A 24,192-nucleotide genomic window follows, 5' to 3' on the forward strand; every position below is an offset into this window, starting at 1 on the left:
CTGCAAGCTGCAATTTTCAGCGGCTTTTTCCCGCAATTTACGCCACTGCCCTTGACCTGTGCTTGCCCCATAGCGCATAGGCAATAGCAATATTCATTACGTTTCATGCTGAAGGATAAGGGCTGAACCGCGCCATTGCCGGTCGTTCTTAAAATTCGCTCCAGACCGGATAAGGTTCTACCATGGGTTTCAAATGCGGTATCGTTGGCCTGCCAAATGTCGGCAAGTCCACCCTCTTCAACGCACTGACCAAAACAGCTGCCGCACAGGCTGCAAACTATCCTTTCTGCACCATTGAGCCGAATACCGGTGAAGTTGCAGTACCGGACAGCCGCATGCGCCAGATCGCAGATATTGCCGGTTCAAAAGAACTGATCCCGACCCGTATCAACTTTGTTGATATTGCCGGTCTGGTACGCGGCGCTTCCAAGGGTGAAGGTCTGGGCAACCAGTTCCTCGCCAATATCCGTGAAGTAGATGCCATTGTTCATGTGCTGCGCTGCTTTGAAGATGATGACATCACCCATGTTGAAGGCCGTATTGATCCGGTCTCCGATGCGCAGACTGTTGAAACCGAACTGATGCTCTCCGACCTCGAAAGTCTTGAACGCCGCATCGTCCAGATCCGCAAGCGCGCCACCGGCAAAGACAAAGAAGCAACAACCGTTCTGCCGATGATGGAAGAATCCCTGAAGCTGCTTCAGAATGGTGAGCCGGTTCGCATGCTGCTGAAAGGCATTGCACCGGATGATCTGCTGATCCTCAAAGGCCTGAACCTGCTGACTTCAAAGCCTGTGCTTTATGTCTGCAATGTCGCTGAAAGCGATGCAGCAAACGGCAACGAGCACACCGAAGCTGTCGCCAAAATGGCAAAAGAACAGGGGGCGGAAACTGTTATCATTTCCGCAGCGATTGAAGCGGAAGTTTCGCAGCTGCCTGACGAAGATGCACAGCTGTTCCTTGGCGAAATGGGTCTGGAAGAGCCAGGTCTCGACCGTCTGATCCGTGCGGGCTACAGCCTGCTTGATCTGATTACTTATTTCACTGCCGGACCAAAAGAAACCCGTGCATGGACTGTGCATCGCGGTGCTAAAGCTCCGCAGGCAGCTGGTGTGATCCATACTGATTTTGAACGCGGCTTCATCCGCGCGCAGACTATCGCGTTTAATGACTACGTTACCTTTAAAGGTGAAGTCGGCGCCAAAGAAGCCGGTAAAGCCCGCGATGAAGGTAAGGAATATGTGGTGCAGGACGGCGATGTGATGCTGTTCAAGTTCAACACCTGATTTTATATATCGCCGAATTTAAAGCCCTGCTCTGCAGGGCTTTTTTTGTATCTGTGCAATTTCACAAAACATCATTTGACGTTTACGTAAAAGATCATAGGATACAACACCGAAAGCAAAGCAGCCACATATCACTATTGCACGGCAGCTTGTCATATAAACGGAGGAGAGTGCCGTTGAGCCAGCCCCATTTCACCTATAATGATTTTATCGTCGGCGACAGCCTGCAACTCGGCTCCAAGCTGGTAACTGCGGAAGAAGTCATTGCCTTTGCCAGCGAGTTTGACCCGCAGCCTTTTCATATGAGCGAAGAAGCAGGCAAGGCGTCAATTCTCGGCGGGCTTTCCGCTTCCGGCTGGCATACCTGTGCCATGCTGATGCGCATGATGGCTGACCGGTTTATCAGTAATTCCGACAGTCAGGGTGCACCCGGCGTGGAATATGTCAAATGGCTGAAACCTGTATTGGCCGGAGACACAATCAGCGCAACCACAACAGTGCTGGAAAAGCGTATCTCTCGCTCGCAGCCTGCACTCGGCATCATCCGGCTGAACCACAAAATCACCAATCAGAATGATATTCCGGTTTGTGAAGCACAGGGTTCAATTTTCATGCGCGTAAATATTCAGGAGGCGTGATGATGGAAAAGACCAGCAAGCCATCCATTCTTGAAGAGAATATCGGCAAAACAGTTACCATCGGCTCTTATGAATTTACCGAGGCGAAAATTATCCGCTTTGCAGAAAAATATGACCCGCAGGTCTTTCATACCGATCCAGTTGCAGCCAAAGAGAGTTTTTTCGGTGCGCTCTGCGCCTCAGGCTGGCACACCACTGCTGTGTGGATGCGACTCAACGTGCAGTCCATGATTGGTATAGTTAAAACCTGCATGGAGCGCGGAGAAACACCGCCGGTTTTCGGCCCCTCACCCGGTTTTGAAAATTTGCGCTGGGAGCATCCGGTCTTTGCAGGCGATGTGATCGCCTATACCGCACAGATCACCGGTATTCGCCCGCTGGCGACGAAGCCGGGTTGGTCTATGCTCAGCCATCACTCCACAGGCACCAATCAGCATGGCGAGCGCGTAATGCAATTTGACGGTGCCGCTCTGGTAAAGCTGCCCTGATCACAAGTATATTAGAAATATAAAAAAGCCTGCCTGATTGCTCAGGCAGGCTTCTTATTAATTTCACAGATAAGCAGACTTAATCGCCTTCAAATTCCAGCAAGGTGCGAACCTGCACACCGAGCTCTTCCAGTTTCTTGCGTCCGCCAAGATCAGGCAGATCGATAATGAAACAGGCAGCAACAATTTCAGCTTTCATCTGACGCAGCAGATTGACCGCAGCAACAGCTGTACCGCCGGTTGCAATCAGATCGTCAACGAGGATGACCCGTTCGCCCGGATGGATCGCATCGCTATGCATTTCCATTTCATCAAGGCCATATTCCAGACTATAGGCAATACGCACAGTCTCATAAGGCAACTTGCCTTTTTTACGGATCGGCACGAAACCGGCCGACAACTGATGCGCCATTGCGCCGCCGAGAATAAAGCCACGGGCTTCTACGCCGGCAATCTTGTCAGCCTTGCCACCGGCAAAAGGAAATACCAGTTCATCAATCGCACGACGAAACGCTTGGGGATTACCCATCAGAGTTGTTACATCACGAAACATCACGCCCGGATGCGGATAATTCGGAATTGTACGCAACGAAGCCTTCAGAAACTCTTTGGTTTCATCATTCATGGCAAATCCTCATTTGTAACTCTCTGGTTGGCTCTATCCGTTCAATCCTCTGTTGAGACAGATAATCGCCATCCGGCGTTATAGCGCTCTGTTTACCGGCTACGCACAGTAAGCAGATAAAACAGATCAAACTTCACATAAAAAAGGACGCCTTAAGCGCCCTTTTTCTTATTTATAGGATCACACGATCAGTGTGAAGCCAATTAGTGCTTAATACCCGCAAAAACACGACGTTTCGTTGCGTAAACAATTGCACCCAGCAACAGCAGGAACACGATAACGCGGAAACCGGTTTTCTTACGATCTTCCATATGCGGCTCAGCAGCCCACATCAGGAACGCAGAAATATCGCGCGAATATTGTTCAACTGTTTCCGGCGAACCGTCATCATAGGTCACCTGACCATCGCTGAGCGGCTTGGCCATAGCAAGCGACTTACCGGCGATAAAGGCAGGGTTATAATGCGTACCTTCCGGAATCTGCATACCTGCAGGTGGTGTTTCATCATAGCTGGTCAGCAGGGCATGAATATAATCAGGACCCGCTTCCGCATATTGCGTGAAAATATCAAACACAAATGTCGGGAAACCACGTTCAACACCGCGCGCCTTGGCGATCAGCGAGAAATCCGGCGGAACTGCATTATTATTGGCAGCGGCCGCGGCTTCCGCATTCGCGAAAGGTGACGGGAAATAATCGCCCGGACGTGCAGCACGGGTGAACATTTCACCGTCAGCATTCGGTCCGTCCTGCACTTCATATTCCGCAGCAAAAGCTTTGATCTGGTCATCATTATAACCAAGATCGCTCAGCGTGCGGAACGGTACCAGTTTCATCGAGTGACAGGCAGAGCAGACTTCCTTGTAGATTTTCAGGCCGCGCTGCAACTGTGCCTTGTCATAAGTGCCGAAAGGCCCTGCGAATGACCAGCTTTCCTGTGTCGGATGCTTGATCGGGTAATGTGCCGGTTCTGCTTCACTGCCCGCAGTCTCAGCCTGTACAGCGCCCAGTGTGAGCGCTGTGGCCAGACCGAAAGCAGCAAGACCGGTAAAGAACATTTTCATAACTGTACTCTTCCTATCTGGTGCTGCAATCAGGCTTTAGCATCTGCTTTTGCAACTTCATCATCCGAACCGAGAACCGCTTCAGTGATGGAGTTTGGTATACGCTTCGGCTTTTCAACCAAACCGAGTACCGGCAGAATGATGATAAAGAATGCGAAATAATACAGCGTGCCGATCTGTGCCATCAGGGTATAGACACCCTCAGCAGGACGGGAACCGAGCCAGCCGAGGAAAATCGCATTGGCGACAAATACCCAGAAGAACATCTTGAACCAAGGACGATAAACCGCCGAACGTACCTTCGATGTATCAAGCCATGGCAGCACAAACAGGATAGCAATCGAACCAAACATCACCAGAACACCGCCGAGCTTGGAGTCGATCGGGCCGATATTGAAGGTAATCGCACGCAGCATCGCATAGAACGGCAGGAAGTACCATTCAGGAACGATATGCGCAGGGGTTACCATCGCATTTGCTTCAATATAGTTATCCGGATGGCCGAGATAGTTCGGCATATAGAAGACGAAATAGGCGAAGAAGATGAAGAACACGACTGCGCCGAATGCATCTTTGATCGTCGCATAAGGTGTGAATGGCAGTGTATCTGTCTTCGTTTTCACTTCAATGCCGGTCGGGTTTGTCTGACCGGTCACATGCAGTGCCCATACGTGCAGCACAACAACACCGGCAATCATGAACGGCAGAAGATAGTGCAGCGAGAAGAAACGGTTCAGTGTCGGATTATCCACGGCAAAACCGCCAAGCAGCAGCTGCTGGATCGGTTCACCGATAATCGGAAACGCCGTAAAGAAGCCGGTGATAACGGTCGCACCCCAGAAAGACATCTGTCCCCATGGCAGCACATAGCCCATGAATGCGGTTGCCATCATCAGCAGGAAAATGACCACGCCGAGGATCCACAGCAGTTCGCGCGGAGCCTTGTAGGAACCGTAATACATACCGCGGGCGATATGCAGGTAAACCGCAATAAAGAAGAAGGATGCACCATTGGAGTGCATATAACGCAGCAACCAGCCGGAATTGACATCACGCATGATCTTTTCAACCGAGCCGAAAGCCAGCTGGGTGGATGCTGCATAATGCATAGCCAGCACAATACCGGTCAACAGCTGAGCGATCAGCATGAAGGCCAGAATGCCGCCGAATGTATACATATAGTTCAGGTTACGCGGAACCGGATAAGCAATAAACGAGTCATAGACGAGGCGCGGCAGAGGCAGCCTTGCGTCAACCCATTTTTCGATACCGGTCTTTGGCGTATATGAAGAGTGTCCGCCGCTCATAAAATTTCTCCTCAGACCACTCAACCGACTTTAATGACGGTATCGGAAATGAATGCAAATTCCGGAATGTGCATGTTTTCCGGTGCCGGACCGCTGCGGATACGGCCAGCCGTATCATAAGTCGAACCGTGGCACGGGCAGAACCATCCGCCGAATTCACCGGCTTCACCAAGCGGCACGCAACCCAGATGGGTGCACACGCCGATCATGACTATCCAGTTTTCTTTGCCTTCACCGGCAGTGCGTTCCAGATCCGAAGCCGGTGCGTCTGCTGCCAGATTGGCATTACGCGCCAGAGGGTCCTTCAATGCAGACATCGGCGTGTTTTTGGCATCTTCGATTTCTTTAGCCGTACGGTTACGGATAAATACCGGCTTACCGCGCCATTTTACTGTCAGCGATCCGCCTTCCGCGAGGGACGAAACGTCCACTTCAATGGATGCCGCCGCAAGGGTTGAAGCATCCGGCCGCATCTGGTCGATAAATGGCCATGCCAAGCCGGCAGCACCGACTACGCCGGCCATTCCCGTCGCTATGTACAGAAAATCACGCCGTGTCGGCTCAGCTGTGTCGTGTGCGCTCACGTACCACTTCCTTTTTGACTTGCATGTTGAACTGTCCTCTGTTGTCCGCGAGCACATTCGTCCGTAATTATGTGACGTTTTGTGCTGAGAGCTGTAAGACCTGAAAACAGATACAAACCGGACATAACTCCCCCACCTTGTTCAAGGTTTAGGCATGATAAAAAAGCTTGTCCAGTCATCTGAGGCACTTACGGCACCATGTCGCAGGCATGGAAACCGGCAAAGTGAAGGCCGCACAATGGTCAAAAAACGGCTTTCCTCACCCGTATCAATGGCAAAGCACCTGTGACCATTTCGTGCAAAATCACACGGGGCAGAACAGGCAAACGGCAGTTTCACGCCTGTATAAAATTACCTGCGAACAGTTTTTAAAAGAAAGCGGCACTCTGCCCGAACCAGTCAGGAAATCCGGTTTACTGATATGCAATATAAAATAAGAACCGGCAGGCCGCAGATGCAACAACCGCATAAAGAGTTACAAAAACGTCATAAAACGCTGCATTTCCGTCATCAACCGGCATAAGAACTCTGTTTTGACTGATCACGCGCAAAGTTCACGCGGGGAGAATTCTCCCCGCCATTCAGATTTCCTCATCGGCCTCTCCAAGAAAGCCACCGGACTGACGCGCCCATAAACCGGCATAAATACCGCCGGAAGCAATCAGCTCGTCATGTGTGCCGCTTTCGGCAATCCGGCCATGATCCAGCACAACCAGACGATCCAGCTGTGCAATTGTCGACAGGCGATGCGCAATAGCGATCACGGTTTTACCCGCCATCAGCCGTGCCAGATTTTCCTGAATGGCTGCCTCGACCTCTGAATCGAGAGCTGATGTGGCCTCATCAAGAATAAGAATCGGCGCATTTTTCAAAACGGCACGGGCAATACTGATTCTCTGTCGCTGTCCGCCAGACAATTTAACGCCGCGCTCGCCGACAAAAGCATCATAGGCTTTACGACCTTTGTAATCCTCCAAGGCGCCGATAAATTCCTCAGCTTCGGCCTGACTGGCGGCAAAACGCAGCTCTTCCTCAGATGCATCGGCTTTTGCCAGCATAATATTGTCCCGCAAAGAGCGGTGCAGCAGTGCCGTCTCCTGACTGACCACCGCAAAAGCCGCACGCAATGAGCTTTGCGTCACATCGCGCACATCCTGCCCGTCAATGCGTACAGAGCCGGTATCTACATCATAGAGCCGCAGCATCAGATTTATCAGCGTGGTTTTACCAGCACCGGAGTGACCGATCAGACCGACACGCTCGCCGCCGCGAATGGCAAGGCTGATATCACTCAGCACACCGGCCTTCATCTTGTTTTCATTCTCGGAGCCATAACGGAAAGTCACATGCTCAATATCAATAGCACCGGAGGTCACCTGCAGCGGTTTGGCATCGCGTTTGTCTTCCATGCCAAGCGGTGCAGAGATCAGCCGCATGGAGTTTTCAATCACACCATAGGAACGCAGCATACCGTTCATCTGCATCATCAAACGGCCAAGCAGCATATTCAGACGCAGAACCAGACCGAGCGTAAAAGCCACCTCACCCACTGTCGCCTGACCTTTGGTCCACAAATCAATCGAGAATGCCGCAACCAGCACAATCATCAGGCTGGAAAGTGCAGTCATGGAAACACGCATTCCTGTGAGCGTGCGCATGAAAGGCAGCATGGTCTTGATATAGCTGGCAAAGCCTGACCGCAGATAGGCCTGATCCATATCCGGCGTATTCAGCTTGATGGTCTGAATATTGGTATAACTATCGACGATACGGCCGTTGATCAGCGAGCCGGCCTCAGCACTGGCCTCAGCCTGTTTACGCATAGTCGGCAGATAGAGACGTGCGATCCATGCAAACAGCACCATCCATACCACCACCAGTACCGCAAGCCGCCAGTCGAGCTGACCGAACAGCAGCAATGTTGTGATGCTGTAAATAATCATAAACCAGACAACCTGAATGAAACTGGTAATCAGATCACCGGCCGCCTGCCCTGCCTGCCAGACTTTGGTAGCGATACGCCCTGAAAAATCATTCTGGAAAAACGCATAGGACTGACGCAACACATAGGAATTGGCCTGCCAGCGGATCAGATTGTAAAATCCGGGCGTGATTGTCTGGTCATCCAGCAAGGAGCTGAGCGCGGTCATCAGCACCCGCACCACCAGCACGATAAACCCCATCGCCAGCAATTCATAACCGGCGCTGATATAAAGACCGTGCCAGCTACGCTCCATTGCGCTCTGGTCAAGAATATCAACAATGCGTCCGGTAAAATAGAACAGGCCTGCTTCCAGAAGCGGCAGAATACCACCAACGATCAGAGCCAGCAGCAAAGGCCAGCGCGCCTGATAAATATAATGCCAGAGAAACCGCATTGTGGTTTGCGGCGGGCGTTTACCGTCGAAATCCTGCAACGGATCAATCCAGTTTTCAAACAGACGGTAAATCATATTCATCGGGAAGGCCTTTCCGCAGCATCCCGCAATCATTACAGGCAGGAAGGCGCATGCAAAACAGAATCGGCAAGCAAGTTGCTGATGTTTTTAATATATAAAATAAAAAACTTTCCGTCCGCGATTAACGCCGGACGTCATCTTTAAAAGACTGAAAACGTACCCGCCGCCGCTCGAGTAGAACGGCGGCAGGTATTTTTCTCTGCTTGAACAGTAATCATTCAGCAGGCTCAGGCAGTGCCTGTTTTTCTTCCTCATCATCAAAGCCGAGGAACCCGCCGGACTGACGCGCCCACAACGAAGCATAAATGCCGCCCTGCGCAATCAGTTCTTCATGGGTGCCGTCTTCGATAATGCGTCCCTGATCCATGACGATCAGACGATCAAGCGCGGCAATGGTCGACAGGCGATGGGCAATGGCAATCACAGTCTTGCCTTCCATCAGCCTGTACAGGCTGTCCTGAATTGCCGCTTCCACTTCGGAATCAAGCGCAGATGTCGCTTCATCCAGAATAAGGATCGGCGCATCCTTCAGGATCACACGGGCAATTGCCACACGCTGGCGCTGACCGCCGGATAGTTTCACACCACGTTCACCGACATGCGCGTCAAAGCCCTGACGGCCTTTCGGGTCAGTCAGATGCGGCAGGAACTGATCGGCCTGCGCCTGTGCAACCGCTTCCAGCATCATTTCATCCGTTGCATCAGGACGGCCATAGCCGACATTATCCCTGACGGAACGATGCAGCAGCGAGGTGTCCTGCGTCACCATACCTATATTGGCGCGCAGACTGTCCTGTGTGACTTTGCAAATGTCCTGACCGTCGATCAGGATTTTGCCCTGCTCCAGATCGTAGAAACGCAACAGCAGATTGACCAGTGTGGACTTACCCGCGCCGGAGCGGCCGACAAGACCAACCTTCTCACCCGGACGGATATTCAGCGACAGATCATTGATGATGCCTTTGCCCTTGCCATAGTGGAAACCGATGCGGTCAAAGGTGATCTCACCGGAACGCACATGCAGCGGCTTTGCACCTTCATGGTCGATCACTTTGCGCGGCTGTGCGATCGAACGCATACCGTCTTCCACTGTGCCGATATTTTCGAACAGTGCCGACATTTCCCACATGATCCACTGGGACATACCGTTCAGACGCAAACACAGCGCAATACCGATGGCCACCGCACCTACAGAAGCAACATTGTCCATCCACAGCATGATACCCAATGCACCGACTGAGAACAGCAGCAAAGAATTCATGAAATAGAGTGAACCGAAGAACTGCGTCACCATACGCATCTGGCGGTTTACTGTACCCTGAAACTGCTCAAGACTGTCACGGACATACCCTTCCTCGCGCTGTGTGTGCGAGAACAGTTTGACCGTGGCAATATTGGTATAGCTGTCAACGATACGGCCGGTCATCTCGGAGCGGGCATCGGCCTGCGCTTCGGAAATCACCCGCAGGCGCGGAATGAAATAGCGAAGCAGACCGACATAGGCCAGCAGCCAGACAATGAACGGGATCATCAGGCGCCAGTCAGCCGTGGCTGCGATGAAAATTGTACCGGTAAAATAGACCGCTACATAGACCATCACATCCGCAAGTTTGATAACCGTTTCACGCACAGCCAATGCTGTCTGCATCAGCTTGGTGGAGATGCGTCCGGCAAATTCATCCTGAAAGAATGTCATCGACTGACGGATCAGATAACGGTGCATCAGCCAGCGTATGCGCATCGGGAAATTCCCGATCAGTGTCTGGTGCAGAACCAGAGATTGCAGCAAAACAATCAATGGCAAAATCACCAGAACAACGCCGCCGATCAGCGCCAGTTTCCAGCCCTCCTGCTGCAGGAAGGTTTCACGATTATGCTCACTCAGCCAGTCCACGACATTGCCGAGAAAAGCAAACAGCGACACTTCAAAGATTGCGATCAGCGCTGTCAGAAAGGCCATCACAATAATCCAGCCCCACGCGCCGCGGCTGTAATACATACAGAATTTGAACAAGCCCTTCGGCGGTTGTTCAAGCGGAACATCCGGATAGGCGTTCAGCTTCTTTTCGAACCAACGAAACATTTTCGACCTCAAATACGGGCTATCCCGTGCGAAAACCAATTCCCCCGCATCATTTTCGTAAAACGAAGACGGCAGGGGTCAGTTTTGATTCATTTGGGTTCTGCCATTCACTTCAGCAACTGAATATGAGGCAGAATTTCAGCATTTTTAAAGCATCGGAAAATCAACGGGCACAGAACCCGAAACACTCAGATGCGGTTTGAGGATTAAATGCGTGAGTACACTTAACCGGAAGATAGATGGAAGAATCGTATTTGACCTGCGGATCCGACGGCACAACTCATCATCGGTTTCAGGCTATCAGGTGGTTTGCTACAGCAATCTGATATATACGCTCATTTTAACAGTCCCGTTCAGCGCAACGCCCGCAAAAACAATTCGGGAAAAGATACCACAGCTTCGATTGGTGCGGTACCCGCCATGAAAGCTACCGGAGCGGGGTTAATCACGCCGGATACAGGTGCGGCTGCAACTGGGCAAAGATTCAAAGAAATCTTAATATTCATCACAGCCTCCTTCATAGTCAATCTGATAAAATGGATGATCCGTATAGCACTATGTTATTTTACCGGCTAGTCACTGCAGGTTCTTTTCTCTTCACTTTACCGAGAACACATTAAACTGTGACAGATTGCACACAATTCTTATTGTTTGAAATTATATGCTATAGGCCGCTTATCTGATGTCACCCGAAACAGAAGCAAAAGCCTGATGACAATACATATCGCCCTCTTCCAGCCTGATATTCCCGGCAACACCGGAACCATCCTGCGTATGGCAGCCTGTCTCGGACTGGCGGTGCATGTGATTGAACCTGCCGGTTTTGACCTCTCCGATCGCGGGCTGAAACGGGCGGGCATGGATTATCTGGAACAGGCAGCGCTGACCCGCCATCTCGACTGGGAGCATTTCAACAACTGGCGCTTGTCTGAAAACCGCAGGCTGGTGCTGCTCTCCACCAAGGCGGCGCAACCCTATACAGATTTCAGCTACCGGCCGGACGACATTTTGCTGTTTGGCCGTGAATCTGCCGGTGTGCCGGACTATGTGCATGAGACCTGTGAGGAACGGATCATCATCCCGATGGTCGAAGGCGCGCGCTCACTCAACCTCGCGCTTTCGGTGGCGATGGCCGCCGGAGAAGCTATTCGACAGGTTAAAGGCTAGAAGCTATTCGACAAGGTAAAAGCTAGAATTTATTAGACAGGGTAAATTTAGAATAAATCTTAAAATATCAGTCAATTAAAAAGAAAAACAGAATCATATTCTGATCCTCTTGAATCAGAATATGAGCAAACAGCGCTAACCTGTTTAGTCAGAGCTTGGCAGACGACGGATGGTGAATTCGATCACATCATTCGGGCGCACATACCAGCTTTCAATTTCTGTCCAGTAAGCAGCTTTCGGATAGGTTTCAAACCATTCCCGCGCCTTAACCCGCGCTATGCTGCGTGGCAGTGAAAATGTTTCGCGGATATAGCCGTCGCTGATATTCGGCTTCACGCCGGATGCTGCTTTGCGCATCTGCCTGCGCAAACCTTCCAATGGTGGCTTTGGCGGAATGGATGTCATAAGCGATTTCCTTTACAGCGCCGCAACGGGGCAAAAGACAAAGCGGACATAAATTATGAGTTACAAAGGGTTACAATCCACAGATGCACCCATCACAACCATATATTGTAATTTACAGCAGAATCTCATCCGAAACGAGTCATTTCCGCACCTGTTATCGCTGTAAAGTATGAACGAAATCTGTCATTTTCCGAAAAGCAGAAAGCTTTCATAAACATAATCCGGTTTATGAAGACTATATAACCTGTTGACAGCTGCTGATATGCTGGCGCTGCGGCTTCGCCCAAAGCTCCCAAAACATAATAAGGAACCAAGCATGCAACGTCCGGATCTTCCAGCTCATCTTCCAGATAATCTTGAAGACAAAAAACAACTGGCACAAAACTGGTTCGAAGAATTACGTGACCGTATCTGCTCCCTGTTTGAAACCCTTGAAGACGAACTGACAGGCCCGCTCAGCGACCGTGAAGCCGGCCGCTTTATCCGCACCCCTTGGGCAAAAGACGAAGGCCGTGGCGGCGGCGGTGTTATGTCGATGATGCATGGCCGCGTTTTTGAAAAAGTCGGCGTGCATGTCTCCACTGTCTATGGCGAGTTTTCGCCGGAGTTCCGCGCCCAGATTCCGGGTGCCGATGAAGATCCGCGCTATTGGGCGAGCGGTCTCTCGCTGATTGCCCATCCGCAAAACCCGAATGTACCGGCAGTGCATATGAATACGCGTATGGTTGTGACGACACGCCAGTGGTTCGGCGGTGGCGCCGATCTGACCCCTGTGCTTGACCGTCGCCGCACGCAGGAAGATACCGACAGTCAGGCTTTTCATAAGGCGCTGAATTTCGTCTGCAACAAACATGCAGGCATTGCCGATTACGACCGCATGAAACAATGGTGCGATGAATATTTCTATCTGCCGCACCGTCAGGAACCGCGCGGTATCGGCGGCATTTTCTATGACTGGCTGCATTCAGGCGATGAACAGGGCGGCTGGGATGCCGATTTCGCTTTCACCCGCGATGTTGGCCGCTGCTTTGCCGTCGTCTATCCGCATATCGTGCGCCAGAACTTTAACCAGCCATGGACAGATGCTGACCGCGAGGAACAGCTGATCCGTCGCGGCCGCTATGTAGAATTCAACCTGCTGCATGACCGTGGCACGATCTTCGGTCTCAAGACCGGCGGCAATATCGCCTCGATCCTGTCTTCCATGCCGCCAGTGGTGAAATGGCCTTAATAAAAAATCAGAACGGGGGCACCAGCCCCCGTTTTCTTATGAAAGCGCCGTTCTTTATTGATCAAAATTTTTCAGGAACTGCCCGCGGATCAGTAGCCCAGGGCTGGTCTTTAATGCCTTGTCAAAGACCTGCATATTCGCAAAAACCAATTGACGGCCATCCTTTTCCGCCCAGCCAACAAACCAGCCTAAGCGCTGCTCCCCTGCAAATTTGCCATTTGCATCACGCAACCGCGCAGCGCCGGTTTTGCCGGTAACTTTCCAGCCCTTTTCCGATGTAAAAACCGTCATGGCAGCTTTGGTTTTCTGCTGCGCCTGCTTGGAAACCGGCAAAGTCTCATGCACAAGTTTATTCAGAAATTGCACCTGCTCGTCCGGTGAAATCTCCAGTGAAGAGCCGATCCATGAACCTGTCAGCCCGTCCTTTTTTCCGGCTCTGCCAGAAACATCCTTATTCCCGTAATCAAGAGCTGCAACAGCTTCGGAAAACTGCTTCTGTCCCAACTGTTTTGTAATCTCACGCGAATACCAGACAACTGATTGCTCCAGCCACCGTGCCGGATCAACGGCAATCCGGTCACGTTCCGGCGCTTCCATTTCAGGCTTCCACTGCCAGACCGGATCATGCTCAGAGCGAAGGATATTTTTATCATAACCGATCACGGCAAGCGGCACTTTAAACGTCGATGCCGGTGTAAAGCGTTTGTCGCAGACACCTTTACGGGAAAGGATTTTCTGCGTTGCGGCATCCATGACCACAGCACATTCCGTTACAATCCCCTTCTCTCCGGCCTGAGCCTGAAAACTCGTGCCGCTTGTCAGCGCAAAAGCCAATAATGCCGCTGATCGCAATTTTTTATCCATGATACGCAACTCCGGAATTCTGAAATTATTTAAATCACCTCAGATGAATCATAACCTGCAGAAATCGCATTAATCATCTGAACCGGCAGCTAAAAACAAAAACGGGGCGGAATTTCCGCCCCGATATGTCAGGATAATGTTGCTAACAAATTTTCTTTACTGAGCTCAAATCCGGAAGCCAGCCATGCCGCCTCCAATGCTTTGAGCTGTTTGCCAAGCTCGGGGCCTTTTTCAAAACCCAGCTTCATAAGATCAGCTCCGCTGACCGGAAATACCGGTATGTCAGCCAGTACTGCCACATCCAGCAAACGGTTGTACTGACCTGCGCGTATCATCGCCTGATTATCATTTTCAGCTTCTGCACGCGCGGCAACCAGAGCCAGCTTAATCCGGTCAACCAAGGCCTGCCGTGAGCCGCTATAGATCAGCTTAACCAGACCTGTCTCCGACAGTTCCGGCTTTGGCACATCAGCCAGCGCCCAACCTTCCAGACGGGCTTTATCGGCATTGGACAGGCGCAGCCTCTTGCCAAGCTCGGCCATGCGCACTGCATCCGGCGGCACAATCGCCTGCAAGCGCAACAGAGCATCCGGCTTCCAGTCCAGATCGCGTTCACTGCGTACCAGCGCATGAATAGCGTCAATGCCCCATTTTTCACTCTCCGGCAAAATCTGGGTCAGCACACCGGACTGGCGCATCCATAGCAATGCCCGTGACGGATCGGGGGCAGAAAGCAGCTTTTTCAGCTCTGACCACACCCGCTCAGCGGACAATGTCTGTAAATGGTTTTTCAGCTTGGCACAGGCTTTCAACCCCGCCGCATCCGGCCGCCCCGAACCATACCAGGCGAAAAAACGGAAGAAGCGCAGGATACGCAGATAATCTTCCGTAATCCGCGTTTCCGCATCGCCGATAAAACGCAACTCGCGCTTTTCAATATCTGCAAGCCCGCCGACATGATCCACCACATCACCATTGGCACGCACATAAAGCGCGTTGACGGTAAAGTCCCGCCGCTCGGCATCAACCTGCCAGTCACGGCCAAAAGCGACCGTGGCCTGCCGTCCGTGCGTTTCCACATCGGCGCGCAGCGTCGTCACCTCATAGGGCACACCATGGGCAACAACAGTCACAGTGCCATGGTCAATGCCGGTCGGTACAACTTTAAAACCGCATTTCTCGGCGCGCGCTTTTGTCTCTTCCGGCAGGGTTGTGGAAGCAATATCAATATCGCCCACCGGCTCGCCCAGTAAGGTATTGCGCACGGCACCGCCAACCACCCGCGCCTCTTCACCATCTTCAGCCAGTGCTGCCAGCAATTGCTGCAAAGACGGCACGGCAAGCCACTCCGCACGATCTGCAATATTCAGCACAGTTGTTGTCTTTTCACTCACGCATAGAGCCTTTCATAGAGGCTGCGGATAATCCCCGCTGTTGCGCCCCAGATATTCCGATTCTGATAATGGATGGCATAGAAAAACCGCTCATGCCCCGCAAACATCCGGCTCTCACGCTGATGCTCACGCGGGTCCATCAGAAAATGCAGCGGCACTTCAAAAATATCCGCCACCTCGTCGGGATTGGCATGGAGTTCAAATGGTGTCCGTATCACCGCCAGCACCGGCGTAATCGTATAGCCGCTGCCGGTCATATATTGCGGCAGACGGCCGAGTGTCTGCGTCTGCCTTGCATCCAGTCCGATTTCCTCATGGGCTTCACGCAGAGCCGCATGTTCAGGACTCAGATCCTCAGCATCAATCTTGCCGCCGGGGAAAGCAACCTGGCCGGAATGGCTGCGCATCTGCGCATTGCGCGTGGTCAGCAGCACACTGGCATGGTCACCGTGATCCACCACAGGGATTAGCACCGCCGCCGGTTTGAGCTTAATTTTCAGCCTCGGATCAGCTCCCGCCATCACATGAGAGGCAGTCCATTGGGGATTGAGCGCATGATCGCCGGACAAAGGCAGGCCGCCTGAATCAAATTCATCAGCAACCGTCATAAAACTTTGTTTTTGTTCAACTCTCCGCATCAGATCCTGTGCGGTAAAACCTGTATCAGTCATCAAGTTTTTCATTGTATCACTGTAATTGTTCAACCGGCATCACCGGAAATATCCGGCCATTGGAGCGCAGGGCAAACATCAGCTTTCCGTCGATCATCAGTTCTTCTCCGAGTGCTGCCAGATCATACATGACCGCACGGCTGACCAACGCCTCCAGCCGCCCTCTCACCAATATATAAGGTTTGAAACCGCCGGTTTCACTATCCGTTACAAAACGCAGCGGATGCTGCTCCCCCGCCTCAACCACATCGCCGACATTGGTGCGGAAGGTGAGAACCTGCACCTCCCCCTCGCCGGAAACATGCATCTCCACAGCATTGAAATGCGCATCTTCCACACGGATGGCGATTTTTTCCACCGGTGTTACCAGATAGGTTTTACCGTCGGCATCCTTGCGCAGCACAGTTGAGAACAGGCGCACCAATGCAGGGCGACCGATCGGCGTGCCCATATAGAACCATGTGCCATCGGCTTTGATTTCCATATCCAGCTCGCCGCAAAAATCCGGCTCCCAGCGCTCCACCGGTGGCAGACCTTTGCCTTCTTTTCCTTCAGGTAACTGGCTGGCGGCACGACGCATCAACGCATCAAGCCCGCTTGAAGGACTGGTGGCAGAACTGGTGACAGAACCGGCATCAACATCAGCAGTTTCTTTATTTTTCGATATATTACCGCTGTTCATTTCAGTTTCCTGTTAAGACCTGTGCCTGATCGTCGGCTGCATTCCGGTTAATGCGAACTGTGCCATTTACGCTCCCGTCAGCATGACATAGTCTTGCCCGATGATTCAAGTAAACCAGATAAAGCATCTGATCTGGAATAAAGAGGACATCATGAATTTTACCGCTGCGTCGAAAATTGATCCTGATGCCGTGATACGGGCTGCCGATCAGGCTGCCAGTGACATTAATCTGATCCGTCAGCAAATCGGACAGGTTATTTACGGTCAGGAGCAAGCGGTTGAAAATACACTGGTCGCATTGCTGGCCGGTGGCCATGCCCTGCTCGTCGGTGTACCGGGGCTTGCCAAAACCCGTCTGGTAGAAACGCTGGGCACTGTCCTCGGCCTTGATGAAAAGCGCATCCAGTTTACACCTGATCTGATGCCGTCCGATATTATCGGCTCTGAAGTCATGGATCAGGACAGCGACGGACGCCGTTCATTCCGTTATATTAAAGGGCCGGTTTTCGCCCAGCTGCTGATGGCCGATGAGATCAACCGTGCCTCCCCGCGCACGCAGTCTGCTTTGTTGCAGGCGATGCAGGAATATCATGTCAGCGTGGCCGGTCAGCGCCATGATCTGCCAAGCCCGTTCCATGTGCTGGCGACCCAGAACCCGCTGGAACAGGAAGGTACCTATCCGCTACCGGAAGCTCAGCTCGACCGCTTTCTGATGCAGATTGATCTGGACTATCCGGATATCGATGCAGAACGTGCCGTGTTACTCAACACCACCGGCACAATGCAGGCACGGCCAGCCAAAGTGATTGAAGCCACACGCCTGCAGGAAATCCAGCAGCTGATCCGTCAGATGCCGGTGCCGGAAACCGTGCTTGAAGCCATTCTGAAGCTGGTGCGCTCTGCCCGTCCTGATGCGGATAATGACCATGCGAAAAACCATATCAGCTGGGGTCCCGGCCCGCGTGCCGGTCAGGCGCTGATGCTCTGCACCCGTGCGCGCGCACTCTATGAAGGACGCCTTGCTCCTTCTGTTGATGATGTGAAGGCCTTGGCAGAGCCGGTTCTTCAGCATCGTATGGCTCTGAATTTTGCCGCGCGTGCCGATGGTGTGGGCGTGCGTGATGTGATTGCCAAACTGACACAGGCGCTCAACTGATGACAACAACCGGTGCCATAACCCGTTCTGAACAGGCCGTTGACCTGCTGGCGCCATCGCGCAGGCAGGCCGCACTGATGCCTGATCTGATCACGCAGGCACGCCATATTGCCGGCTCTGTCATCAATGGCTGGCATGGCAGACGCAAACGCGGCACCGGCGATAATTTCTGGCAGTTCCGCCCTTATGCACAGGGCGACATGCTCTCGCGCATTGACTGGCGGCGCTCAGCCCGCGACGATCATACCTATATGCGTGACCGTGAATGGGAAACGGCGCATACAATCTGGTTATGGTGTGATCCGTCGCCGTCCATGCTGTATCAGTCCCGTTTCAGTCCGGTTTCCAAACAGCATCGCGCATTGGTGCTGACACTGGCTTTGGCCGAATTGTTCAGCCGCTCCGGTGAACGTATTGCTTATCCTGATGTGCTGCCGCCATTGCTCGCCCGCAATGGTGCAGAGCGTCTGGCAACAGCCTTGTTGCAAACCGGCTCTTTGGCAGCGCAACCTGATCTCCAGCCTTTGCAGCGTTTTAATGAACTGGTGCTCATCAGTGATTTTCTGCAGCCTGCCGATATACTCAGCGCGCAGCTTGATCAGATTGCCAGACGCGGTATCCGTGCGCATCTCATCGCCATTGCCGATCCTGCGGAAGCGGATTTTCCGTTTTCCGGCCGCACAGAGTTCAGAGACCCTGTGTCCGGTCAAATTCTCGTCGCCGGTCGGGCGCAGAATTATGCGGAAGATTATCGCAGGCTCTATCAGGTACAGCGTGATTTTTTACGTGAAACCTGCACCCATTTTGGCTGGAGTTTTATCACCAGCGCGACAGATAAACCGGCAGCACAGGCTCTGACCACACTCCATGGCTTTCTCGGACATCATTCTTCCACCGGCGGAGGCGCCGCGTAAATGCCGCTGATTTTTACTGCCCCGTGGCTGCTTGCCGGTCTTCTCACTCTGCCCGTAATCTGGTGGCTGCTGCGTGCAACGCCGCCGAAACCGGCACAGGAACCGTTTCCGCCACTGGCCATTCTGGCAAAAATTGCCCGTCACGATCAGGAAGCCAGTAAAAGCCCGTGGTGGCTGACGCTGCTGCGTCTGGTTCTGGCCACTCTGGTGATCTTCGCCGTTGCAGGACCGGTGTGGAAACCACAGCCGATCACTTTCACCGGCCCGCAGCCGGTTGTCATCATGATCGACAATGGCTGGGCTTCTGCCCCGCAATGGGCGGCCTATGAAAATCAGGCGCAATGGCTGATCTCCAATGCTGAGAAAAATGATGCTCCGGTCTATCTGATTGCCACCGCCGATCCGCAAAACACAGCAAGCGGGCCTTTTACTGCCGCGCAGGCGCTGGAACGCCTACAGGCACTGGAACCGCACGCTGTTCCGGTTGAACGTATGGCTGCCGCTGAACGTCTTAGCACTGCTCTGAACAATACAGCTGACAGCCGCATTTTTTATCTGAATGACGGACTGGAGACTGCGCAGGATCAGCAAGCCTTTACGGCTCTCGACAAGCTGAAAGCTACAACTATTCAGCTGATTATGCCGGACAGTCAGCAGCTTTTTGCTGTTCAGGGTGTAGCCAATCAGCAGAATGCATTGGTGATTGACTTACTGCGTCCGTCCAATGATGTGCAGGCAGCCAAAGTTCAGCTGAGCGCCTATGATAATCAGGGGCGTGTGCTGGCGCAAACACAGGCGGATTTTGCCGAGAAAGAAACCAAGGCCGTAGCGCAAATGACCATTCCGGTTGAGTTGCGCAATGATATTGCCATGGTGCGGGCAGATCAGATGCGCCATGCCGCAGCCACGTGGCTGCTGGATGAGAATAACCGCCGCCGCCGTGTCGGCCTGCTGGATGCAAGCAATGCTGACAAAGCCCATTCGCTGCTGTCGCCATTACATTATATTTCCTCGGCGCTGGCACCTTTTTCTGACCTTATTAACGCCAATGACCGCGACCTGAGCCAGTCTGTTGACCGCCTGCTGGAGCAGAAACCCTCTGTTATTGTTTTGTCGGATATTGGCAGACTACCGGAAAGCACAGCGGCGAAACTGATGCAATGGGTTGAAAACGGCGGCACATTGCTGCGCTTTGCCGGCCCGCGTCTGGCGGCAGCACAAAGCGATACGGACACCAAACGCGATCCGCTGCTGCCGGTACAGTTGCGCAGCGGCCAGCGCAATCTTGGCGGCACTTTGTCATGGTCAACGCCGCAGCCCGTCGCTCCCGCACCGGAAAACAGCCCGTTCCGCAATATTCAGCTGCCTGATGATGTCACAGTATTGCGCCAGGTTCTGGCAGAACCGTCACCGGATCTGATGCAAAAAAGCTGGCTCAATCTTGCCGATGGTACACCACTGATTACCGGCGAGAACCGTGGTGCAGGACGTTTGGTTCTGTTTCATATCGCACCGGATATCGGCTGGTCTAATCTGCCGCTCTCAGGCGGATTTGTTGATCTTCTGCGCAGACTTACCGAAACATCCGGCGCACAGGCCGCCAATGCAGCCGGTGAGCAAACAGTGACACTGCCTGCCTATCGCCTGCTGGATGCCGCAGGTAATCTGACTGGCCAGCCCGCCGCAGCACAGCCGCTGGTGATTGAAAAAGGCAAGGCACCGGAAGCATCCCTGCTTAATCCGCCCGGACTTTACGGCACAGAACAGGCTTATAAAGCACTGAACCTGATGAAGAGTGACACAGTTCTGAACCCGCTTACCAAACCGGAAATGACGACCAATCTTGCAATGGTACCGGCCACCAAGGCACAGACCGTTAATCTGCAAGGCCCGTTCTTTGCGCTGGCCGCAATATTGCTCGCACTCGATGGCTTGCTGATGCTGTGGATCGGCGGCACCTTCTCGCGGAACAGGTCGCGCAATTTCACCGGCAAAGCGTCCGGCACCGTGAAATCCCTGCTTATCCTGTTCGCTTTATCCGCAAGTCTGACAGCTATGCCCTTCATAGTGCAGCCGGTTCTGGCACAGGAAGCGCAGGCCAGAGACGATAGCAAGCCCGACGATCAGGCAAAAATTGACGTTCTGGATGTCACACATCTGGCCTATGTGATTACCGGCGACAAAGCGACAGATGATGTAAGCCGTGTCGGGCTTAGCGGTCTCAATCAGTTTGTTGCAGATAAAACCTCACTGGAACCCGGTGCACCGGTCGGTATTAATCCGGAAAAAGACGAGCTCGCTTTCTATCCGATGATCTATTGGCCTGTTGATGAAAAAGCACCTTTTCCGAGTGAAAAAGCGCTGCAGCGCATTGATGCCTATATGCAGCAGGGTGGCACGGTGATTTTCGACACCCGCGACCAGTTATCCGGTGATACCGGCGGGTTGAATGGCACCAGCCCTGCCACGCAGCGGCTGCGTGATATGCTGGATGCAATGAATGTTCCGCCTCTTGCACCCGTTGCTGATAATCATGTGCTGAGCAAAACCTTTTTCCTGATGCCGGATTTTCCCGGACGCTATCGCGGCAGCCCGCTTTGGGCAGAAGCCCCTGTCGATAATCCGGATGCCGCTGACCAGCCTGCCGACAGGCCTGTGCGCAATGGTGATGGTGTCAGCCCGATCCTCATCACCGCCAATGATCTGGCCGGTGCATGGGCAATGGATGAAAACTGGCAGCCGCTATATCCGACCGTGCCGAATGATCCGATGCAGCGCATTTATGCGCTGCGCGGCGGTGTGAATATGGTTATGTATGTGCTGACCGGTAATTACAAAGCAGATCAGGTGCATGTGCCTGCTTTGCTCGAACGGCTGGGGAACTGATAATGAGCCTGTTTTCCCTGCATTTCTCACCCCTGCTCTCACCGCTCTGGCTCGGACTTTGTCTGGCTCCGCTGGCTCTCATTACTCTGGCTGGCTTGTTTTTACGCAAACGCGGCAGCTGGTTGCGTTTTGGCGGTTTTGCAGCGCTTGCTCTGGCCTTGTTTAATCCGGAGATTACGCGCGAGCAGCGCGAGCAGCTCAAAACCATTGTCGGCATTGTGGTTGACCGCAGCGCCAGCCAGTCTCAGGGCAGTCGTACACAGGATACGGATGCTGCGCTTGAAGCACTGAAACAAAAGTTCGGCGCACAATCCGATATTGAAACGCGGATTATCGAAGCCGGTTCCGGCACTGAAAACCGTGACAATACACGCTTATTTACAGCCCTGAATGAAGGCCTGCGCGACGTGCCGCCATCACGCATCGGCGGTGCGGTTATGATTACCGATGGTCAGGTTCATGATGTGCCTGCCAAAGCAGACGAGCTGAATTTCAAGGCACCGCTTCATGCGCTGATTACCGGTACCGGCGATGAATTCGACCGCAGTATCCGTTTCATCCGTGTGCCGCGCTTCGGCCTCAGCGGCAAGCCGCAGGAGCTGGTTTTCCGTGTTGAAGATGCCGGTAAAATTCCGGTGGATGCCTCACAGTCCAGCGTCACCATCCGTATCAATGGCGAACTGGTCGCCACAGTTCCGGCAGCCATTGGTCAGGATGTCAAAACCGAGATCACCCTGCCTCATGCCGGTCGCAATATTGTGGAAATCGCCACAGAACCGTTGAGTGGTGAAGTCACCGCCGCCAATAATCAGGCGGTGGCGCTGATTGATGCCATCCGCGAAAATCTTCGTGTGCTGCTGGTATCCGGTGAACCAAATAATGGCGAACGCACATGGCGTAACCTGCTAAAATCCGACACCTCTGTCGATCTCGTGCATTTCACCATTCTGCGTCCGCCGGAAAAGCAGGATGACACGCCGATCAATGAATTATCGCTGATTGTATTTCCGACGCGCGAATTATTCGTCGATAAGGTGGAAGATTTCGATCTGATTATTTTCGACCGCTACCAGCACCGCAATGTGCTGCCGCTGCTCTATTATGATTATATCGCCCAATATGTGCAAAATGGCGGTGCCCTGCTGATCGCCGCAGGCCCTGAATATGCAGACAGTATGTCGATTGCACGTACGCCGTTGCTCAGCGTTTTGCCTGCATTGCCAACCGGTGATGTCACGGAAAAAGGCTTTTATCCGCGTCTGACGGAAGCCGGTAAGCGCCATCCTGTCACACGCGGGCTGGAAGGCAGTGAACAGGAACCGCCGCAATGGGGACGCTGGTTCCGCTCGATTGATATTGCCACACCGCAAGGCGAAACCGTCATGCAGGGGCCTGACAACAAGCCGCTGATGGTGCTCGGCCATCAGGGTAAAGGCCGTGTCGGTATGTTGCTGTCCGATCAGGGCTGGCTCTGGGCGCGTGATTTTGAAGGCGGCGGGCCTTATGCATCGCTCTATCGCCGCATGGCACACTGGCTGATGCAGGAACCGGAGCTGGAAGAAGAAGCGCTGACGGCCAAAGGCACTGCCGATCGTCTGGAGATTACCCGCCAGACCATGAGCGACAAGGCCGCTCCGGCCAAAGTTACCACGCCATCCGGCAAAATCATTGAAGTGCCGCTGACACAATCCGTTGCCGGACAGTTCACAGCGCAATTACCAGCCGATGAACAGGGACTGTATAAGATTGAGAACGGCGATTATTCCGTGCTTGCCCATGTCGGCAATGTGGACACGCCGGAACTGCGCGACAGTATTTCCACGACACAAAAATTACTGCCTGTGGCGCAGGCCAGCGGCGGCAATGTTCTGCGTCTGAAAGAAACGGCTGAACAGGCTGCAATCTCCGTGCCTGATGTTTCGCTGATGAACCCGTCGCAAAAACAAAGTCCTGCCACTCTTCTGGGCCTGCGCCCTACTCAGGATACAAGTCTGGTAGCGGTACATCGCATTCCGCTTTTCACCAGCCTGCTGGCTTTAGCCGCACTGCTGCTTATTCTCGGCGGCACATGGTATCGTGAAGGGCGTTAGAGCATTTCACAGTCAAGTTGAATCAACTTGACGGCAGTGATAATGCGACCGCTCAAGAATCCAGAGCGTATCCCGAAAAGTGTGAAGCGCCTACGCAGGGAAATCAGTTCACTGGACTGATTTCTCGTCCTGCTTCGATCGGAAAAGATACGCGGCAAATAAGGAAATGAAGCGGTTTCAGATCACTGAAACCGCTTT

General features: G+C 52.9%; 21 protein-coding genes. 9 read left to right on the plus strand and 12 right to left on the minus strand.

Annotation, left to right across the window (positions count from 1 at the left end):
- Positions 1-182: 182 nt before the first annotated feature.
- From ychF to K1X45_RS05430, 3 genes are all read left to right on the plus strand, one after another.
- Positions 183-1,286, plus strand: coding sequence for a redox-regulated ATPase YchF (gene ychF, locus K1X45_RS05420; protein ID WP_116087826.1), 1,104 nt, complete (start codon positions 183-185; stop codon positions 1,284-1,286).
- 176 nt (positions 1,287-1,462) lie between these two features.
- Complete coding sequence (locus K1X45_RS05425) at positions 1,463-1,924, plus strand: MaoC family dehydratase (RefSeq protein ID WP_116087827.1); 462 nt, start codon at positions 1,463-1,465, stop codon at positions 1,922-1,924.
- Between the two features lie 2 nt (positions 1,925-1,926).
- The gene (locus K1X45_RS05430) at positions 1,927-2,412 is read left to right on the plus strand and encodes a MaoC family dehydratase (RefSeq protein WP_122093919.1); all 486 of its coding nucleotides are present in this window, start codon (positions 1,927-1,929) and stop codon (positions 2,410-2,412) included.
- 79 nt (positions 2,413-2,491) lie between these two features.
- Here the strand turns inward: K1X45_RS05430 and K1X45_RS05435 are convergent, their stop codons facing one another.
- The 7 genes from K1X45_RS05435 to K1X45_RS05465 form a co-directional block, all read right to left on the minus strand.
- Complete coding sequence (locus K1X45_RS05435; RefSeq protein ID WP_116087828.1) at positions 2,492-3,037, minus strand: adenine phosphoribosyltransferase; 546 nt, start codon at positions 3,035-3,037, stop codon at positions 2,492-2,494.
- A gap of 203 nt (positions 3,038-3,240) precedes the next feature.
- Positions 3,241-4,101 (minus strand): cytochrome c1, encoded by an 861-nt coding sequence (locus tag K1X45_RS05440; RefSeq protein ID WP_022710125.1) that lies wholly within the window; start codon positions 4,099-4,101, stop codon positions 3,241-3,243.
- 29 nt (positions 4,102-4,130) lie between these two features.
- Positions 4,131-5,408, minus strand: a complete 1,278-nt coding sequence (locus tag K1X45_RS05445) for a cytochrome b N-terminal domain-containing protein (RefSeq protein WP_022710124.1) — start codon at positions 5,406-5,408, stop codon at positions 4,131-4,133.
- A 20-nt stretch (positions 5,409-5,428) separates the two neighbouring features.
- Complete coding sequence (petA, locus tag K1X45_RS05450; protein ID WP_028233437.1) at positions 5,429-5,992, minus strand: ubiquinol-cytochrome c reductase iron-sulfur subunit; 564 nt, start codon at positions 5,990-5,992, stop codon at positions 5,429-5,431.
- A 581-nt stretch (positions 5,993-6,573) separates the two neighbouring features.
- The gene (locus K1X45_RS05455) at positions 6,574-8,451 is read right to left on the minus strand and encodes an ABC transporter ATP-binding protein (protein WP_213598536.1); all 1,878 of its coding nucleotides are present in this window, start codon (positions 8,449-8,451) and stop codon (positions 6,574-6,576) included.
- 214 nt (positions 8,452-8,665) lie between these two features.
- Positions 8,666-10,534, minus strand: a complete 1,869-nt coding sequence (locus tag K1X45_RS05460) for an ABC transporter ATP-binding protein (RefSeq protein WP_022710120.1) — start codon at positions 10,532-10,534, stop codon at positions 8,666-8,668.
- Positions 10,535-10,887: 353 nt separating this feature from the next.
- Positions 10,888-11,040, minus strand: a complete 153-nt coding sequence (locus K1X45_RS05465) for a hypothetical protein (protein ID WP_213598538.1) — start codon at positions 11,038-11,040, stop codon at positions 10,888-10,890.
- Positions 11,041-11,245: 205 nt separating this feature from the next.
- Between K1X45_RS05465 and K1X45_RS05470 the strand changes: the two genes are divergently transcribed.
- Positions 11,246-11,701 (plus strand): TrmH family RNA methyltransferase, encoded by a 456-nt coding sequence (locus tag K1X45_RS05470; protein ID WP_022710118.1) that lies wholly within the window; start codon positions 11,246-11,248, stop codon positions 11,699-11,701.
- Between the two features lie 144 nt (positions 11,702-11,845).
- Here the strand turns inward: K1X45_RS05470 and K1X45_RS05475 are convergent, their stop codons facing one another.
- Positions 11,846-12,106, minus strand: a complete 261-nt coding sequence (locus tag K1X45_RS05475) for a hypothetical protein (RefSeq protein ID WP_022710117.1) — start codon at positions 12,104-12,106, stop codon at positions 11,846-11,848.
- Positions 12,107-12,422: 316 nt separating this feature from the next.
- On the opposite strand from K1X45_RS05475, the gene hemF reads away from it, so the two are divergent.
- Positions 12,423-13,337 (plus strand): oxygen-dependent coproporphyrinogen oxidase, encoded by a 915-nt coding sequence (hemF, locus tag K1X45_RS05480; protein WP_220160039.1) that lies wholly within the window; start codon positions 12,423-12,425, stop codon positions 13,335-13,337.
- Positions 13,338-13,391: 54 nt separating this feature from the next.
- On the opposite strand, the gene blaOXA is transcribed toward hemF, so the two are convergent.
- The 4 genes from blaOXA to K1X45_RS05500 all read right to left on the minus strand — a co-directional run bounded on the left by blaOXA (position 13,392) and on the right by K1X45_RS05500 (position 16,846).
- The gene (blaOXA, locus tag K1X45_RS05485) at positions 13,392-14,201 is read right to left on the minus strand and encodes a class D beta-lactamase (protein ID WP_220160040.1); all 810 of its coding nucleotides are present in this window, start codon (positions 14,199-14,201) and stop codon (positions 13,392-13,394) included.
- A gap of 128 nt (positions 14,202-14,329) precedes the next feature.
- The gene (locus tag K1X45_RS05490; protein WP_220160391.1) at positions 14,330-15,571 is read right to left on the minus strand and encodes a CCA tRNA nucleotidyltransferase; all 1,242 of its coding nucleotides are present in this window, start codon (positions 15,569-15,571) and stop codon (positions 14,330-14,332) included.
- 20 nt (positions 15,572-15,591) lie between these two features.
- The gene (locus K1X45_RS05495) at positions 15,592-16,203 is read right to left on the minus strand and encodes a CoA pyrophosphatase (protein WP_370627098.1); all 612 of its coding nucleotides are present in this window, start codon (positions 16,201-16,203) and stop codon (positions 15,592-15,594) included.
- A 79-nt stretch (positions 16,204-16,282) separates the two neighbouring features.
- The gene (locus tag K1X45_RS05500) at positions 16,283-16,846 is read right to left on the minus strand and encodes a DUF1285 domain-containing protein (RefSeq protein ID WP_255560924.1); all 564 of its coding nucleotides are present in this window, start codon (positions 16,844-16,846) and stop codon (positions 16,283-16,285) included.
- A 253-nt stretch (positions 16,847-17,099) separates the two neighbouring features.
- Here K1X45_RS05500 and K1X45_RS05505 point away from each other — a divergent pair, with 253 nt between their 5' ends.
- Genes K1X45_RS05505 through K1X45_RS05520 form a run of 4 tightly spaced genes read left to right on the plus strand, consistent with a single transcriptional unit; the run spans position 17,100 to position 23,994 of the window.
- Positions 17,100-18,104: a MoxR family ATPase gene (locus tag K1X45_RS05505; RefSeq protein WP_075656366.1), complete on the plus strand. Its 1,005-nt coding sequence runs from the start codon at positions 17,100-17,102 to the stop codon at positions 18,102-18,104.
- Positions 18,104-19,018 carry a DUF58 domain-containing protein gene (locus tag K1X45_RS05510; protein WP_220160042.1) on the plus strand — a complete coding sequence of 305 codons (915 nt, stop codon included), beginning with the start codon at positions 18,104-18,106 and terminating at the stop codon, positions 19,016-19,018. Before K1X45_RS05505 ends, K1X45_RS05510 begins: the two co-directional genes overlap by 1 nt.
- Positions 19,019-21,904, plus strand: a complete 2,886-nt coding sequence (locus K1X45_RS05515) for a DUF4159 domain-containing protein (protein ID WP_220160043.1) — start codon at positions 19,019-19,021, stop codon at positions 21,902-21,904.
- A 2-nt stretch (positions 21,905-21,906) separates the two neighbouring features.
- Entirely contained in the window at positions 21,907-23,994 is a 2,088-nt protein-coding gene (locus tag K1X45_RS05520; protein WP_220160044.1) for a glutamine amidotransferase, read from the plus strand.
- Positions 23,995-24,192: the final 198 nt, after the last annotated feature.

It is taken from the genome of Pseudochrobactrum sp. Wa41.01b-1, assembly GCF_019464455.1.
GTDB lineage: Bacteria > Pseudomonadota > Alphaproteobacteria > Rhizobiales > Rhizobiaceae > Pseudochrobactrum > Pseudochrobactrum saccharolyticum.